Origin of the sequence: Thalassobaculum litoreum DSM 18839 (assembly GCF_900102465.1) — a bacterium.
GTDB classification, from domain to species: domain Bacteria; phylum Pseudomonadota; class Alphaproteobacteria; order Thalassobaculales; family Thalassobaculaceae; genus Thalassobaculum; species Thalassobaculum litoreum.
This window is the reverse complement of the sequence record NZ_FNBW01000007.1, coordinates 25,080-39,003: the sequence shown is the minus strand read 5'-3', so window position 1 is coordinate 39,003 and position 13,924 is coordinate 25,080. Positions and strand designations below refer to the sequence as shown.

Annotated in this window: 17 protein-coding genes; 6 read left to right on the top strand and 11 right to left on the bottom strand. The window is 65.2% G+C overall.

Translation table 11 applies throughout. The features are described 5' to 3' along the window. Positions 1-2: 2 nt before the first annotated feature. The 4 genes from BLS34_RS12175 to BLS34_RS12160 all read left to right on the top strand — a co-directional run bounded on the left by BLS34_RS12175 (position 3) and on the right by BLS34_RS12160 (position 3,290). Positions 3-191 (top strand): hypothetical protein, encoded by a 189-nt coding sequence (locus tag BLS34_RS12175; RefSeq protein WP_093150635.1) that lies wholly within the window; start codon positions 3-5, stop codon positions 189-191. 123 nt (positions 192-314) lie between these two features. Next, on the top strand, positions 315-2,021 hold the full coding sequence (locus BLS34_RS12170; protein ID WP_093150632.1) for a P-loop NTPase family protein: 1,707 nt from the start codon (positions 315-317) through the stop codon (positions 2,019-2,021). Positions 2,022-2,028: 7 nt separating this feature from the next. Next, positions 2,029-2,367, top strand: coding sequence for a hypothetical protein (locus BLS34_RS12165; protein ID WP_139189265.1), 339 nt, complete (start codon positions 2,029-2,031; stop codon positions 2,365-2,367). A gap of 14 nt (positions 2,368-2,381) precedes the next feature. Next, entirely contained in the window at positions 2,382-3,290 is a 909-nt protein-coding gene (locus BLS34_RS12160) for a tyrosine-type recombinase/integrase (protein WP_093150629.1), read from the top strand. 8 nt (positions 3,291-3,298) lie between these two features. Here the strand turns inward: BLS34_RS12160 and BLS34_RS12155 are convergent, their stop codons facing one another. From BLS34_RS12155 to BLS34_RS12105, 11 genes are all read right to left on the bottom strand, one after another. Next, entirely contained in the window at positions 3,299-3,913 is a 615-nt protein-coding gene (locus BLS34_RS12155; RefSeq protein ID WP_093150627.1) for a transcription termination/antitermination NusG family protein, read from the bottom strand. 818 nt (positions 3,914-4,731) lie between these two features. Continuing rightward, the gene (locus BLS34_RS12150) at positions 4,732-5,895 is read right to left on the bottom strand and encodes an AAA family ATPase (protein ID WP_175474204.1); all 1,164 of its coding nucleotides are present in this window, start codon (positions 5,893-5,895) and stop codon (positions 4,732-4,734) included. 20 nt (positions 5,896-5,915) lie between these two features. Beyond that, positions 5,916-6,803: a hypothetical protein gene (locus tag BLS34_RS25885; RefSeq protein WP_175474203.1), complete on the bottom strand. Its 888-nt coding sequence runs from the start codon at positions 6,801-6,803 to the stop codon at positions 5,916-5,918. Then, on the bottom strand, positions 6,803-7,120 hold the full coding sequence (locus BLS34_RS12140; protein WP_093150622.1) for a hypothetical protein: 318 nt from the start codon (positions 7,118-7,120) through the stop codon (positions 6,803-6,805). The genes BLS34_RS25885 and BLS34_RS12140 overlap by 1 nt, the downstream gene beginning before the upstream one ends. After that, positions 7,117-7,692 carry an MT-A70 family methyltransferase gene (locus BLS34_RS12135; protein ID WP_093150619.1) on the bottom strand — a complete coding sequence of 192 codons (576 nt, stop codon included), beginning with the start codon at positions 7,690-7,692 and terminating at the stop codon, positions 7,117-7,119. Before BLS34_RS12135 ends, BLS34_RS12140 begins: the two co-directional genes overlap by 4 nt. Further along, positions 7,689-9,752 (bottom strand): GcrA family cell cycle regulator, encoded by a 2,064-nt coding sequence (locus tag BLS34_RS12130; RefSeq protein WP_139189263.1) that lies wholly within the window; start codon positions 9,750-9,752, stop codon positions 7,689-7,691. Before BLS34_RS12130 ends, BLS34_RS12135 begins: the two co-directional genes overlap by 4 nt. Then, positions 9,749-10,276 carry a hypothetical protein gene (locus BLS34_RS12125; protein WP_093150615.1) on the bottom strand — a complete coding sequence of 176 codons (528 nt, stop codon included), beginning with the start codon at positions 10,274-10,276 and terminating at the stop codon, positions 9,749-9,751. The genes BLS34_RS12130 and BLS34_RS12125 overlap by 4 nt, the downstream gene beginning before the upstream one ends. A 3-nt stretch (positions 10,277-10,279) precedes the next feature. Beyond that, positions 10,280-11,146: a hypothetical protein gene (locus BLS34_RS12120; protein WP_139189262.1), complete on the bottom strand. Its 867-nt coding sequence runs from the start codon at positions 11,144-11,146 to the stop codon at positions 10,280-10,282. A 167-nt stretch (positions 11,147-11,313) separates the two neighbouring features. After that, a complete protein-coding gene (locus tag BLS34_RS12115) occupies positions 11,314-11,658 on the bottom strand; it encodes a hypothetical protein (protein ID WP_093150609.1) in 345 nt (114 codons plus the stop codon). A 180-nt stretch (positions 11,659-11,838) separates the two neighbouring features. After that, the gene (locus BLS34_RS12110; RefSeq protein WP_093150606.1) at positions 11,839-12,276 is read right to left on the bottom strand and encodes a hypothetical protein; all 438 of its coding nucleotides are present in this window, start codon (positions 12,274-12,276) and stop codon (positions 11,839-11,841) included. 82 nt (positions 12,277-12,358) lie between these two features. Next, positions 12,359-12,577 carry a hypothetical protein gene (locus BLS34_RS12105; RefSeq protein ID WP_093150603.1) on the bottom strand — a complete coding sequence of 73 codons (219 nt, stop codon included), beginning with the start codon at positions 12,575-12,577 and terminating at the stop codon, positions 12,359-12,361. 106 nt (positions 12,578-12,683) lie between these two features. On the opposite strand from BLS34_RS12105, the gene BLS34_RS12100 reads away from it, so the two are divergent. After that, positions 12,684-13,004 carry a helix-turn-helix domain-containing protein gene (locus BLS34_RS12100; protein ID WP_093150600.1) on the top strand — a complete coding sequence of 107 codons (321 nt, stop codon included), beginning with the start codon at positions 12,684-12,686 and terminating at the stop codon, positions 13,002-13,004. A 70-nt stretch (positions 13,005-13,074) separates the two neighbouring features. Continuing rightward, the gene (locus BLS34_RS12095) at positions 13,075-13,854 is read left to right on the top strand and encodes a hypothetical protein (protein WP_093150598.1); all 780 of its coding nucleotides are present in this window, start codon (positions 13,075-13,077) and stop codon (positions 13,852-13,854) included. Positions 13,855-13,924 lie beyond the last annotated feature (70 nt).

The following is a 13,924-nucleotide window of genomic DNA, read 5'->3' as shown; positions in this document are numbered from 1 at the left end:
CCATGAGCGCGAACCGCTTGAAGCAACTCGCCGAGATGAACCTATCCGAGGCGAAGCGCCACGACGCCATGGCGGATCAACAGCCTCGGCACCGCCGGCACCATCGGCGGACGGCGGCGATACTGCGGGACCGGGCAGAGCGCATCATGGAGGCGGCGAGCTCCTCGGAGATCGGCACCGCGCAGACCTGACGTTGAGGTGACCACCGGGCCAGCCGGTGGCATCCTGAACGCCAGGAGTTAGGCGAGCCGGGGCAGGCCATCACACCGCGCCCGGCTCTAAGCATCAATCCGACCAGGGAAGGACACCTAGCGATGACTTACACCAACGAGGCTTGCGAGTTCAACATCGGCCCGACGCTTTTCCGGTTCGCCGACGATCCGGGGCCGGACGGCCGGGCCGATCTGTCCAAGCAAATCGACGACATCGAAAGCGGGAAGTCCGCGGCGGCGCGGCTGCGCAGTCTCGACGCCCGCGAACGCCTTGACCGGGACCACCACGCCGGGCGGGCCATCCAATACGCGGAATGGCGGGCGCAGCGGCTGGGCATCGATCTGTCCGGGTATGAGCGCGTCGAGGTGGAATGGTGCGAGGCGATGTTGACCGCTGGCACCGAGCCGCGGAAGGCGACGGCTCGCGACCCGCTGCCCTACAGGCGGTCTATCAAGGCGGTGCGCTCCGTGAAGTTCTTCCACGACTGCACCGTTTCCGGCGGCGGTTACTACGGGGCGCCCGTGGTCCGAACCGGCGGCGAGCTGTTGGCGAAGATCGACATTCCCGGCTGGGATCATGCCGCTATTCCCGCGGCCGAGGGCCCGGTTTCATACCTCTACGACTTCCAGGAGCGAGCCGACCGGGCCGCGGCTATGAGCGCGCTAGACGCCCGATTTGCACGGGCCATCGAGCGAGTTCCGGAGGCGGCGGCCATTCCGGCCGAGGAACGCACCCGCGCCACGCTCGAAAACCTGGAGCGGTGGGCCGATGCTGCTCAGCGGCGGGAATATCAGCGCGAGGCGCGCGAGCGTGGTCTAACCGAGCTGCTCACCGACGACCGGAGCGATTACGGGCCGCCGCTTTCCGAGTGGGACGAATACGCCCGGGCGGAAACGGACGAAGAGCGAGAGCCGGCGCGGTATCGGATCGCGCTCTATCGGCTGTACCTGTCGGAAGGGGGCGACGGGCGGTCGCGGCCGTTCTCCGATGACGTCCGCATTCCCTCGCTTGATCGGGCGAAGCGCAAGGCGCTCCGGCGGGAAGTCCACAGGCAATCGACGGCTACGCGCTGCGTATCGTACGACTACATCGGATGGCGCCAAGTCGCCGATGCTGATCTGGCCTGGCACTCCGGCGACGTCGCCCGCGAGATCTTCCATGTCCGGCAGAACGATGACCGCACGAAGTGGGCCCTTCTCCGCTTCACATGGTCGGCGCGGGACGGCCGCAAACTGGTCGACGTGTCCGAGACCACGAAGCTGGAGACGGCGCGGGAGTGGTGCGAGGCTATCGCCGGCGAGCCGGTGACGGTAGCTGCGGCTGATCCGGAGCGGGTCGCCGCACTATCCGAAAACGGATGCTTCGCGGCCGTGCAACGGGGCTGCTACGTCCGCCATGTCGGGACGCGCGAGGCCTGCGAACGGCTGGCCGGCGGTGACGTGGTGGTGATCGTGCTCCGCCCGGGCTGGCATGCGCTCCAGAACCCGTCGCGGATCGAGGCCAACGCGCAAGCGCTCCTCGAAGGACGGCGCCAGCGCATCCGCACCATGGACCTTGCGCGATGGGAAGCCGCGAAAGCGAACCCGACGGCGAAGCCGTTCCATGACTGGCTCCAGGAGTTGGGCCTGCAGGGATGGACGCTTGTTCGGAACCTGCGCGGCGTTCGCTGGGGATGGCGCGATAAGCTCGGCCTCACCGAGAAGGCGTATCAGGCACTGAACGATGAGCATCTCGCGGCCGTTTACGCTGCCACGCTCGAGAGGATCAATCGCCCATCGCCTGAGAACGGCTACAGTAGGGCCGCGTGAGATGACCATGGACACGACGAAGACGGCGCAGCGCGCCATCCGGGCGGCCGTGAAGGCGCAGCAAGTCCCCGCGGGCCCGGTGGTCGAGGTCCGCCCCACCGAGACAGGCGTGCACGTTGTGGTGCTCGCCTGCGGTTTCCCGGTGGTGCCGCGAGAGTGGGCGGCGTGGGTCGATACTCCGCCGTCCCAGCGCGGGGATATGCCGCCGGCGCTGACCACACAGGCGCAGGCGTTCTGCGATGCCATCATCCGAGCGATACAGCCGGCGCTGCCCGGCTTGTCGGTAACCTGCGACTTCTCCGCCCGTGCTGCAAATCCGGCCGGCGCCGAGACCGTCAAACTGTGAAGGATCACCGAGCCATGGCCATCACCCATGCCGCCGAAATTATGCCCCCGGTGCCGCTGCGCGAGCGGGGCGAGGCCGAGCTAATCTTGCTCTGGCTCCACCGTTACCCGGAGTTGACCCGCAAGACGTACGCCAGCACGCTGCGGAGCTTCCAGGACCACCTGCAGGGCCGCGCGTTGCGGAGCGTCACCATCGCCGATCTGGAGGCCTACGCGGCGTCCATCGGCGACCTGGCTCCGTCGACCAGGCGCAACCGGCTTTCGTCCATCGCCTCGCTGTTCGGCTTCTTGACCAAGGCGGGACACCTTGCCGAGGATCCGGCGACGCTGTTGCGGCTGCCGAAGGTCGGCGGGAGCGATGACCCGGGGAACTTCACCGAACGGCAGGTTCCGGAGCGGGACCACATCCGGGCGATGGTCGACGCGGAGCCGAACGAGCGCAACCGGTTGCTGATCCGGTTCGCGTACCTGACCGGGGCGCGGAATGCCGAGCTGCGCGGGCTTACGGTGGCGGCGCTGCGGGAGCGGCCGGACATGGCCGGAGAGGGAATCGGCGGACAGGCCACGCTGCGGGGCAAGGGCAACAAGCTGCGGGTGGTGCTGATCCGTCGGGAGTTGTGGCGCGACCTGCGGGCGTGGATCGAGGCGAACGCGCTCGAGGCCGATAGCCCGGTGTTCCCCGGCCGTGCTGGCAAGCCGATGGACGGCGCGACGGCGTGGCGCATCGTGACGGCGGCGGCCGATCGGGTGGGCGTCAAGGCTCACGTGCACGACATCCGCCACGCTCACGCTACGGACGCGCTCGACGGTGGTGCTCAACTGAAGACCGCGCAGCAATCGCTGGGCCACGCCTCCCCGAACACGACGGCGATCTACCTGCACCGCCGGCCGAAGGAAGGCACCGCGCTGTTCGTAGATCTGTAGGCGGCCGGTCATCGTTCGGTGACCAGTTCCATGCGGCGGGGATCGCTCACGGTGATCTCCTCCTTGCCGAGCAATCCCAGCCCCCGAAGGATGTGCTTGGCGTTGCGGACCCGCATCACCTCGAAGACCTGATCCGACTGGCCGGGCAGGTCGACCCGCACCTTGTCGCCGGCACGGTAGCTGATCGTCTCCCGCTGGGTATTCGCTTCCCAATCGGGCGTGTCGAACACTCCGCGGGCTTGCCGGTCCATCAGGGATTGGATCTGCTCCCGCCGGATCGTGGACGGCTCCCGCTCCTGGCTGTCGAAGCAGACGAACCCGCGAATGGCGGCGACGTCATCGACGACGGAGAAGTCTGGGGCATCATCGAACCCGATGAACACGTAGGTTGCGAGCAGGGCGTACTGCCTCCGCACCTTGCGCTTTGCCTTCCCGCCTGAGGCGAGCCGAACCCACCGAGCCGCCACGGGGCAGAAGGGATTGGCCGCCAGGTCGATGAGCTCGCGGAAGACCGCCTTCTCGTGCTGCGGGGTGACTCTGAGCGCGAACCAGTTCAGACCCTCCGCACTCGTCGGGTTGACGATCCAGCCGGGCGGGTTGGGTGCGGGTGTGGTTTCAGACATCGTCCGTCTCCTTCGGGCGTTTCTGCAGGCTGACGCCGATATCGCTCCCTCCCCCGACGTTAGATGCCCGTTTCTTGGCGCTGCGGGGCACCGTGGAGGCCCTTCCGCCACCTGTCCGCAGGGTGACCCTACCCATAGGGGTGAACGCCGCTGACGGGGCTCCTGGCGCCGTTTTCGGTTCTGACCTGGATTTGCGGACCCTCTTCCGCGCTCGGCGACAGTCTTCGCACCGGCGGATCATCTGTAGGGGGCGAAGTGGCGTTCCGGTGGACGTGTGGGATTCGAACGTCTGCGAACAGTCCGCACAGCGAGCGCTCCACCAGACTCGCCAGACGGTCACGCCGTCTTTTCGCTGGAACGGTCTGACGCCTTCGAAGCGATAGACTTGCTTCCCGATGGTCACGGACTCGACCACGCCATCGCGCCGGACGTTGAACCGGATTTTCTCGCCAGGTTCCGAGACGGGTTTGAACCGGTTCATGACGCCGCCTCGGAGTTCATACCCCCTGCGTTGGGGTGGTGGGGTTTGGGTGAACCCCAAAACCACCCCTGGAGGGGGTACCAGTTGGGGCGCAACCGGGCGCGTTCTGGCGCAACCGGGCGCAGGAGTGAAACCAATGACTTAGCGTAGTTCTGGCGCAAATGGCCGAGTTCTGGCGCAAAAACCGGGCGCAATGGGGCGCATGAATGATTACAATGACTTAGCATAGATGGGGCGCAAATCGGGGAGATGGGGCGCAGATGGGGCGCATGACTTATGGTGGTTTTTCTGTGGCCGTTTTTATGTTTCACAGCAACCTCCAGTTGGTACGAGCGGTTCATTCTGGATCGACCCAGTCGGCCGGGACGATGCTCTCTCGGCGGTGGCGTTGTTTGTCGATGATGGTCCCCATCTTGAGCTCGGCGTGGTCGAAGCACTCGCGCATGGTGGCTTCGATTTTGACGGTGCTGGCGGATCGGAAGTGGGGGACCTGGCGCTTGATGACCTTGGCGAAGTAGGAGGGTGATTGTCGGGCGCCGTCGGTGACCCGTTGGCCGGCCTCGACCAGCGATCGAACAGCGGAGATGAACACTTCGCGTTCGCTCATGCGGCGGAGCTGGGCGACCATTCCGATGTCCGGATCGTCGACGACAAAGAGGCCGGCTTCGTCGTCCCAGATGAACGGCACCTCGATGCCGTCGGGTCCGTAGTTGGCTTTGACGTTCTTCAGGATCCGCTCAGAGGCACCCCGCTCGGGCTTGCTGAAGTAGAGGAAGTAGCGGAAGGCGCCCTCCCATGCGGTGGAGCCGCTGAAGCCGTCCCCGCTGGCCTCTCCGGCGCGGCTGGGGTGGCGTAGGGCGAGGACGGTGGTGTCGATCTCCTGGGCGAAGCCTCGCAGGTGTCCGACCGCGGCCTTGACGAAGTTGCGGTTGTTCTCGGGAACTTCGATGATGTCGTTGAGGCCGTCGAACATGACCATTGCCGGGCGGAGGGCTTCCGCCGTGAGGCACACCTCACGATAGAACTTTGTCGTCACCACGTTCCAGTCGACGAGACGCACCATCACGTTGTCGATGTGGTCTGCGCGGTGAATGATGTGCAAGTTCCCTTGGAGGTCGGCATAGGTCAGGCCGAGATACGCCAAGGTCTTAGCCAGGCGTCTCTGGAACTCGTCCTTGTTGTCCTCGCATGAGACGTAGAGGGTCACGCCCGAGGCAACGTCGCGGCCTGCAAGGGAGTATCCGACGGCTGAGCAGACGGCGAGCATCAGGGCGAGATAGCTCTTACCAGTGCCTCCAGGGCCTGAAAGAACGCCCACCTCTCCGAGCGGTATCCAGTCCTGCCACCACCATTCCCGCGGCCGGAGCGTGGCTTCCGTGAGGGTCGACGCGTCCGTCGTCGGCAGGGCTCGGGCTACTTCGCTTCCGACGTTATTCGGCCCAGAGAGCGCCTCGCGCGACCTGCGGCGATCCTCCGCAGTCTCTGCGCGGTCCAGCGGCACGAATGCACTCCCGCGACCCATTAAGCGAGCACTCCGATTTGCGGTAGAGCGGGCTGCAGTGCATCCAGGCGGGCGCGCAGTTGTTTGCCGGCATCGATTGAGCGGGTGACCAGCGGCGTCTTGTGACGGCACACGTTGTGATAGAATTGCCGCCAATCTATCGGCATCACGCCCTCCCCTCCGGAGACGATCCATTCCCGAGGTGTTGTTGAGACCAGGAGGTGGCCGGCGGTCTCCCGCCGGCGATCGATGTCACGAAGCTGATGCTCCCCAAGAGAGACCGCGGCACCGGTGCGCAAGTAGAGTTTGTCGGAGAGGATGGAATACGCAGCCAGGTCTACGGGAACGCCCGGGTGGGCTGGAATGCCAGGCGCGACCCCACCCCCACCATGCGGAGGAACGGCCCAAACCGGGAAGACCAGCGCTGGTTCTCCGCCCTCGAAGGGCTGCCATGTCCAGGATGCGCGATCCAGATGAACGCTGGCGACCTTGGCGTTGAGGTGGTTTCGCTTCGCACTCGCGGTGGCGGTTCGGGTCCATCCGAGATGTTCCCGGATCTGCTGCGCGATCTCCCTGTCGTTCTCGGGCTGCGGCAACGCAGCGAATTCGATCAGCAGATCGTGCTCCCCGTTGGCCTCCCGCGAGACCCGTTTGATGGCGGTGATGACGTGTTGGATGACGGCCGCGATCGTCATGCGCTGGTTGGAGGCGAAGTGCTCGGTTGACGGCGGCTTCTGGAATCGCGAGGCAATCCAGTTCTCTGACATCCCGATGAACAGCATGGCGGTGATCTGGTTGTCGATGTCGCCGGGTGCACGCGACTGCAACGCGTCGATCGCCGAGCGTCGGGCGTCTGATCGACGCGCCAATAGATCGAGCCGGGATTTCCAGTCGGATGCCTGCGCCATCACCGAACGACCCCTCTAACCGGGTTCGGATCATCTGGGGCTCCCACCGGTGCCCGGATCCAATCTGGGATGGCGGCGCCGGTCACCGCGGGGCGCTGGGGTTCGATAATCGCCATCATCTCGGGCTGGCTGCGCCCCCATGCGTCGCGTTTGCAGGCGACGACCCCACCGGGGAATGGCGCGAGCTCGTAGCCCTTGCTGGCCATCATCTGGATCCAGAGGAACAGGGACTTCTCGACGGCGGGCATGGTGTCGAAGGCTTCGCAGCCCAGAAACTCGCCGCGGCCTGACCACTCTTGCAAGACGTAGGGCTTCATTCGGCCGCCTCCGCGCCGGTGAACCGGTCGACATCGTTTCCCCAGCAATCCCATCCGGACCGCCGCGACCGCGCGAACAGCTCGGCGTAGGGCGGTTCGCCCATCGCTTCGATCTTCCGGTATTGGTCCTCCGGCTTGCGGCTGTGCTCTCGCGTCGGCGCCACGATCAGGTTGCGCTCTGACCTCGACAGGATCGGCGGCCGGCCGATCACGCCAAGCAGGAACGGCTCGCAAGCGATCCGGAGGCGGTAACCAGGGCCGAACGCCCACTTCCCGCCGGTGGAGGACTGCTTAGCCCAGGCTCCGCCGGCGACGTACCGGAAGCCCCATGCCGTCATCACCTCCAGGGCCTGGGGCAGCATCGGGAAGGTCGCCCACATGAAGAGCAGGCAATCAGGGGCCGCCAGGTGACCGACCTGTAGGTTCTTCAACTCGCTGGTAGGCACGCAATCGTAGTGGGCCTGGGCGGCCTTCCCCTCACCCTTCTCGGACCAGGTCTCGAACAGCCAAGGCGGATCGGCCAGGATGGTACGATAGCGCAATGGCGGCAGATCGATTCGGATCTCGCTCATGCTGCCCGACCTTGCTTCCGGGCCTGGATAGGCTCACGTCCCTGCTTTGCGCGGATCTTGTCCGCTTCCTTGATGGCTGCCTCCAGGCTGATCCACCGCTTGCCGTCGACCTCATAGGGTGCGTTCGCCCGCTTGTGGTTCGGGCTGTACTCGATACGCTTGCCGACGCTGCCGAACGCGTCTTGGAGTTGTGACAATAGTGTTCCAGCGCCAAACCGCCTTCCGGAGCCTCCATTCTTTGCCAGCCAAGCGTCGATCTGGCCGCGCTCGTCCGCGTGGTCTGGCTTTTCTAGCTTCCACGCGGTGCTCGGTTTTGGTGTCGGCGGCGGGGGGCGCCGCAAACCTTCTCCTGGCGCGCGCCCCTTCACCGACTTTTGTTTCGGCGGCCGGACCATCTCGAGTTCTGGCGCAGTGGAGGCCGGCGTTTCGGTCTTCCGGGCGGGCGACACCTTACCGGTAACGCGCTTGACTCCGCCCCGAGACGGCGTGTGCAACTTGAGCCCCTGGCTGCGAATCTTGGAGATGACAGCGTTTCTGGTCTTCTCCATTCGGTGGGCGATTTGCTTGGCGGTGAGCCCTTGAGAAACGAGACTTCGGAGTTGTTCTATCCTCTCCGAGTCCCAAGCGTCAGTGGTGCGGCCGGCGGGGTTCCCTCCCTTTCTGTGCGGGACATAAGTTTTCGGCGCGGCCGCAACGGTTGATACGCTTCCGTCCTGGATCGCGGCGGATTCTGACTTGCGGCCGTGGGCAATGAAGGCGATCGGGGTTGAGCGCATCTCCGGATGCCAGCACAGACCACAGGAGCCGCAGCAAACGCTTGGGTGTGTCTGCGCTGGGCACACGATGCCTTCAGCCTGTCGGCCTTGGGCGACCCGCCAGATCGTCGTCGCTGCCATGTGCCGCTCCTGCGGGGCGGAGACGTCAGGGAGACTATTGCGGATGGCAAAGCGATCTGGCTCAGATCTGCGCAGTCGGGCAATGGCTGCGCCGATTTCGGTATCGGGCGTCCAGGCGGTGTAGCCGAAGACGTGAAGGGCGGGATGGTACTGGAGCAGCCGGCCCCACAGTTCGACGTAGTCAGCGCTGTAGAAGTCGCCGAGCACGTGCAGCCGGATCACAAACCCTTGGCTGTGTGATCGTGCAAGGTCGTCGACCTCGAGCTCTATACGGCTCTCCAGTTCAAACCCGTGCGCATGGCGGCGGGCCAACGGCATTCCGTTACCGAAACAGGTGTTCCAGTGGTGACATGTTGTCGGGCAGGTCGCGCGTTCTTCAAGGGTCAGCGCGTAGATCGGCATACCCTTCCAGGGCCCCTTGGAAACGCGGTCGCCGAGCTTGCGCTGGTTCTGTCCTGAGACGAACACCCGAGGCGTCTCGGTGGCCCGGATCACCGTGGTGGGGAAAAGCGACCGCTCTTCGGTCAGCGCCGGATGGCCGTCCGGCAATCCGTGAACCTTTTCAGGCTCCAGATCCATACGTCCCTCGAACCGGCGCCGCGGCTCATCGGCGCGGGGCCGGCCGCGCTTGCCTTTCGGCTTCACGGACACTGTTTCGTTGCGCGGCGGCTGAGGAACATCACCGCCGCCCACATAGTACATCCGAGATCGTGCCCAGCCTTGCGTTCGGATGCGTCCGTCGGTCTCGAGCCTATTAAGGATCCGCTTGACCGACTGACGGGCCAGGCCCGTCCTAGCGGCGATTTCCGCTGATGATGTCCTGGGGCCGACCGCCTCGATCACGGCGATGACTGCAACGTTGTTCTTCTCTGCCACTGAGCGGCTGCGGTGTGAAAGCCGTTCCCCGCTCTTCTGATGGTGAGCCGCCAACGCTTCAGTCCGAAGCGGCCTTTCCCGACCTCGGTCCTCCGGCTCAGCAATCGGCAGACCCTTCTCATCCTCATTTTTCCGCGTGGCGGTGATTAACTGATCACGCAATGCGTCCTGAATGCCGCGCTCCACCAGAGCACGGGCCACGTCGCCCGGCGTGTCGCCGTAGACGCCAGTCGCGACGAGATCGTCAAGATAGGAACGCAGCGCTGGACGCAGGCTGATCTGGATCACTCTGCCGCCTCCGCAGCTTTGGCGGCCTGCTGGGCCAGCCAGCACGACAGCACGAAGATCGCGTCGCCCTGGTTGTCGTCGATCGCCGGATAACCGAAAGCGGCGAGGCGCGCGGCGCGCTTCTTCTTCCCGCTGTCTCGGCCGGTGTTCACGGCATGAAGCTGCATGGTCGATGTGTTGAGCACGTGCGTGGGGACCCGCGCGTCGTAGGCGATCTCATCCACGCAAGCCTTCAGCCCCAGGAAGACCTCAGCGGCAGCAGCGGAGCGCAGGTCCTGCATAGGCTGCGCTTCAACGATCAGTCGCTCGACACCGAGGCGCTCGATGCGCTGGGTAAGAAAGGATCGGAACCGGCGGAACAGCAGCCCATGATTGGACGGCGGGCCCTTGAAGACGCCGTGCATGTAGTGACGGACCGCTTGGCGAGCGGCAGTCTCGTCGTCCGACATGGGCGGCAGAAACGGAGCATTACGCTCCGCTGCCGCCCAGCCGGTCTTGGTCCCAAGGTCCAGGGCCAGGATCATCGGTTACTCCGCGGCCTGGACTTTGCCGTCGCCGGCGAGCTCGTCGTCGAACTCTTCCGGCGCGATCTCGTCGTCACCATCGCCGGCGCTGATCGGCGTCTTGCCGGAGAACTCGGCATCGGCCGCGGCCTGCCAGCCCTTGCGCCAGTAGGCCCAGCCGTCGGTGCCTTCCGTGCTCGGGTTGTCGTTCAGGCTCTTGCCTCCGGCGTGGGCAAGGGCTCCCTGCTCCTTGAGGAAGCCGATCTCGAACGCCGTCGCTTCGCCGCTACCCTTCTCATAGGGGTTGTCGTTGAACGACGATCCAGCCCGAGCCGCATTCTGTCCGGATGCGCGCGCCGTTATGAAGGAGGAGTCGCTCTCCGGATCTCGGCTGTCGGCGTTCTCGTCGATCAGGTCGTCCTGGACGGGCTCTTCGGCCGCCGGCTTCGACATCTGGACGACGTTGTCGGCCTTCGCCTGAGCCTTCTTGCCCCCGCCCTTCTTTCCGCTGGCGGCCTCGGCGATCTCGACAAGGTCGAGCATGCCGTTCTTATGCAGGCCGTTGAACAGGGCCCGGATCTGGTCGCGGACCTCCTTGCCCTCGTCCTCGTCGTCGAAGTCGTCTGCATCACGGGCCAGCGCGTACGGCTTGTAGGCCGCATTGATGTACTTCCGCGCGGTCTGAAGCTGATCGGCCAGCCGGCCGGTGATGGTGCTGATCTCGGTCTGCAGCGGCTTGATGTGCTTTTCTTTAAGAGCCGCAATCTCGCACTCGAGCTTGTATCGCTTCTCGAACGCTGCCTGCTGCGCCGCCTCACGGTCGGCGACATTCGCGAGGACTTCGACCTCCTCGCTCTTTCTGGGTCGGGCCATTGCCGTCTCCTTCGCCACCGGGGAAAGAAGCCGCGGGAAGGTTGGTGGCCCATCCGACCCGCGGCAGTTGGGAGGAATCGCCCAAAAAGTCACGCCGGGCATGGGCAGGGCCCGGCACCGCCTCAACCCCGCGGGACGAACCGGGCGGGGCTGAGGGGTGAATGCCGAATGAGCCTCAAGGCTCTCTAATGGCGGGAGCGGACCGAGGCGGACCGGTACGGCGCCACCTCCAGGGCGCGCAGGGGCAGGTTGTCGGCGGTCAGGCCGCTGCGGCTCTGGCTGCGATATCCGACGGCGGCCGGATCGTCCGGGCCGATGAGTTCATGTTTCGAAGTGTCGACGCGCTGGACGGGTTCGACGGTCAGCGCCTCGGTGGGGGCGATGAAGTCGCGGTCGAGATGCAGGTCGAATGCCTTGAGCACGGTCGGATCGTGTGTCGCCACCGCATACGCGCGATCGACTGGAAGACTGGCCACCAGTGCGATCACCGCGAACGCGAGCGGCGCGACGAGAAGACGAATGCTGCTCATCTATGCCTCCTTCTGTTCTTGGGTTTCCGATCAACAGCCCTCATTGGGCTGGTGCTGCCGAAACCCCCACCCGGTCGGGTAAGGGGGCTGGGGTGCTGGCGGCGGCCGGGGACATGGGTGGCACAGGCCGCCGCCAGCGGGGGTCGGGCGCGCAAGGGGACACGCGCCCGAGGGGCCTCGTTACGGCTCGGGCTTCATCGAGTGCGAGAAGGCGATGAGGTCGCAGCCGAGTTCGCGGGCGGCCGGCGCCAGGGCCAGGCGCTCGCGATGGTCGAGCCTGCCGTCGTCCAGGGCGGCGGACAGCGCCGCCGCGTTGTGCAAGGTCGCGGTCAGCAGCTCGTGCGGATCGATGCTCCCCGGCTCCAGGAGCGAAACCTGCAGTCCGGTCGGCGACATGACGTCGGTGACGAAGGCCGCGCCCAGGACCCGCGACAGCAACAGGAAGTTCACCAGGGTAGGCGCCGCTTCTCCGTTGCCGTAGCTCTCCAGGGTTCGGATAGGGATGCCCGTCACTTCGCTGACATGCCGGCGACGGGCGGCGTCAGGGATCGCCAGCCGGATGGCGCCCTTCAACCGCTTGATCGCAAGATCATGGGTGATGCCGAGATCGTTACTCATGGTGGTGTACTCCGCGCCGCCATACATTCGGTGCATGAGGCGAGTGATGGCAGGGGAGGGAATAGAGCGAACGCGGCCGGCATCACGCGGCCTCGCTGGGTTTGCCGGCATAAACAGCAGACCAGTCGACCTGCTTACCCGCCTCAACCGCGAGTTGGCGAAGATGGCTGTCAATCTCACGGCTATCCGGGAAACCCCTAAGCTTCCACATGCCAATGCGACTGCGGCTTCCGCCAACACGATCGCGGATGACGTCCGGACCTATTTCATCAATGAACTGCGAGGCCGTGGTGATAACCATCTCGTGCTCTCTCGATCAGCTTCCTGCTATTTTTCACATAGTGTGACATTTAATGCAAGCCTCGTTTGTTACGTGCATGGTCACACGGTGTGGCGATAATCCGGTCATGAACCCGAGCACCGATGCAGATGTGATGATCGAGGTGGGAAAGCGCCTCCGCGCCAGCCGCGAAGCCACCGGCTTGGAGCAGAGCGATTTCTCGGCATGGGGTATTGAGCGCACCCGGCTGTCCCAATGGGAAAACGGTCGGCGGGCGGCGAACGCCATAGCGCTCATCCCGTTTTGCGAACGATTCGGGATCTCGCTTGACTGGATTTTCCGGGGCGACCCGAGGGCTCTTCCGAACGATCTCTACAATCGCATCATGGAAAAGATGGGCGCCGATCAGGGGACTAGGCGCGGCCGCCCCACCAAAGTCGCCCAGTAGCATCGAAACCCTGCCTTCAACCGCGAAATCGGCGCTATAGTTAACGTCGGCGGACAGGCGGAGGTTTGGGATGGTTCAGGCGGCCGAAGTCATGGATGCCGGCGAGGATCTTCCGCCGGTCGTAACCACCGACACATCAGCGCTCGAGTTTGTCGCTCACTGCGTCCTCAAGCTGCGAGAACGTCACGGCGTGCGAATCGTCTATGACCGCCACGGCGAGCGCGCGCGTGGCTTCTCGCGTGGTGCGGAAACAGTCTTCGGCGCCTTCGATCCAGGCCGGACCTGGGCCAGCAACGTCTTCGGGATCCTGGCGGAGCGCGATGACCATGTCGTGGGCGCCATGCAGATGGGTATGTACGACCTCGGGAACCTCAGCCTTGCGCAGTACCTCGCCGAAAACAGCCTGTTCAAGGGCGGGCCTCGCATGCGGCTGGAGGGTGACGCTCTCACGCTTGCATCAGCCATCATGGGGACGGTGGGCTTCACCGGCGACGCGTGGGTCTCCCGCGACAACCGCGGCGGCACGCCGTTCAGCCGAGACTGGATCCGGTATGCGACGCTGATTGCGGACATGCTCGCCATCGCCACCCGGGCCGCACGCGGCACCTTCCTGTTCTCGCGACAGGCGGTCATGGCCAAGATCAACCCGCCGGTGGAGACCCGCACGCTCGGCATCGAGTGGGGCGGCGAGGTGCGGCACCTGGTGTGGACCAGCGAGGGCTTTACGCGGAAGGCGGCTGCGGCGGCGGTGTTAGATCAGGATCGGGCTTCACCAGTGACAGAACGATCTCAGGTGGTCGACCTTGCGCTTTCGCGAACGGGTACAGACCCGCTGTATATCGCAGGTTGATGCCGATCAACCCGCACCAGCCCGCGCACCGCTCGATCGACGGCTGACCGGCCGCCAGAGCCCCCATCAC

Coding starts and splice junctions, on each gene's coding strand:
- BLS34_RS12175 (WP_093150635.1), top strand. CDS start 3: ATGAGCGCGAACCGCTTGAAGCAACTCGCCGAGATGAACCTATCCGAG.
- BLS34_RS12170 (WP_093150632.1), top strand. CDS start 315: ATGACTTACACCAACGAGGCTTGCGAGTTCAACATCGGCCCGACGCTT.
- BLS34_RS12165 (WP_139189265.1), top strand. CDS start 2,029: ATGGACACGACGAAGACGGCGCAGCGCGCCATCCGGGCGGCCGTGAAG.
- BLS34_RS12160 (WP_093150629.1), top strand. CDS start 2,382: ATGGCCATCACCCATGCCGCCGAAATTATGCCCCCGGTGCCGCTGCGC.
- BLS34_RS12155 (WP_093150627.1), bottom strand. CDS start 3,913: ATGTCTGAAACCACACCCGCACCCAACCCGCCCGGCTGGATCGTCAAC.
- BLS34_RS25885 (WP_175474203.1), bottom strand. CDS start 6,803: ATGGCGCAGGCATCCGACTGGAAATCCCGGCTCGATCTATTGGCGCGT.
- BLS34_RS12140 (WP_093150622.1), bottom strand. CDS start 7,120: ATGAAGCCCTACGTCTTGCAAGAGTGGTCAGGCCGCGGCGAGTTTCTG.
- BLS34_RS12135 (WP_093150619.1), bottom strand. CDS start 7,692: ATGAGCGAGATCCGAATCGATCTGCCGCCATTGCGCTATCGTACCATC.
- BLS34_RS12125 (WP_093150615.1), bottom strand. CDS start 10,276: ATGATCCTGGCCCTGGACCTTGGGACCAAGACCGGCTGGGCGGCAGCG.
- BLS34_RS12115 (WP_093150609.1), bottom strand. CDS start 11,658: ATGAGCAGCATTCGTCTTCTCGTCGCGCCGCTCGCGTTCGCGGTGATC.
- BLS34_RS12110 (WP_093150606.1), bottom strand. CDS start 12,276: ATGAGTAACGATCTCGGCATCACCCATGATCTTGCGATCAAGCGGTTG.
- BLS34_RS12105 (WP_093150603.1), bottom strand. CDS start 12,577: ATGGTTATCACCACGGCCTCGCAGTTCATTGATGAAATAGGTCCGGAC.
- BLS34_RS12100 (WP_093150600.1), top strand. CDS start 12,684: ATGAACCCGAGCACCGATGCAGATGTGATGATCGAGGTGGGAAAGCGC.
- BLS34_RS12095 (WP_093150598.1), top strand. CDS start 13,075: ATGGTTCAGGCGGCCGAAGTCATGGATGCCGGCGAGGATCTTCCGCCG.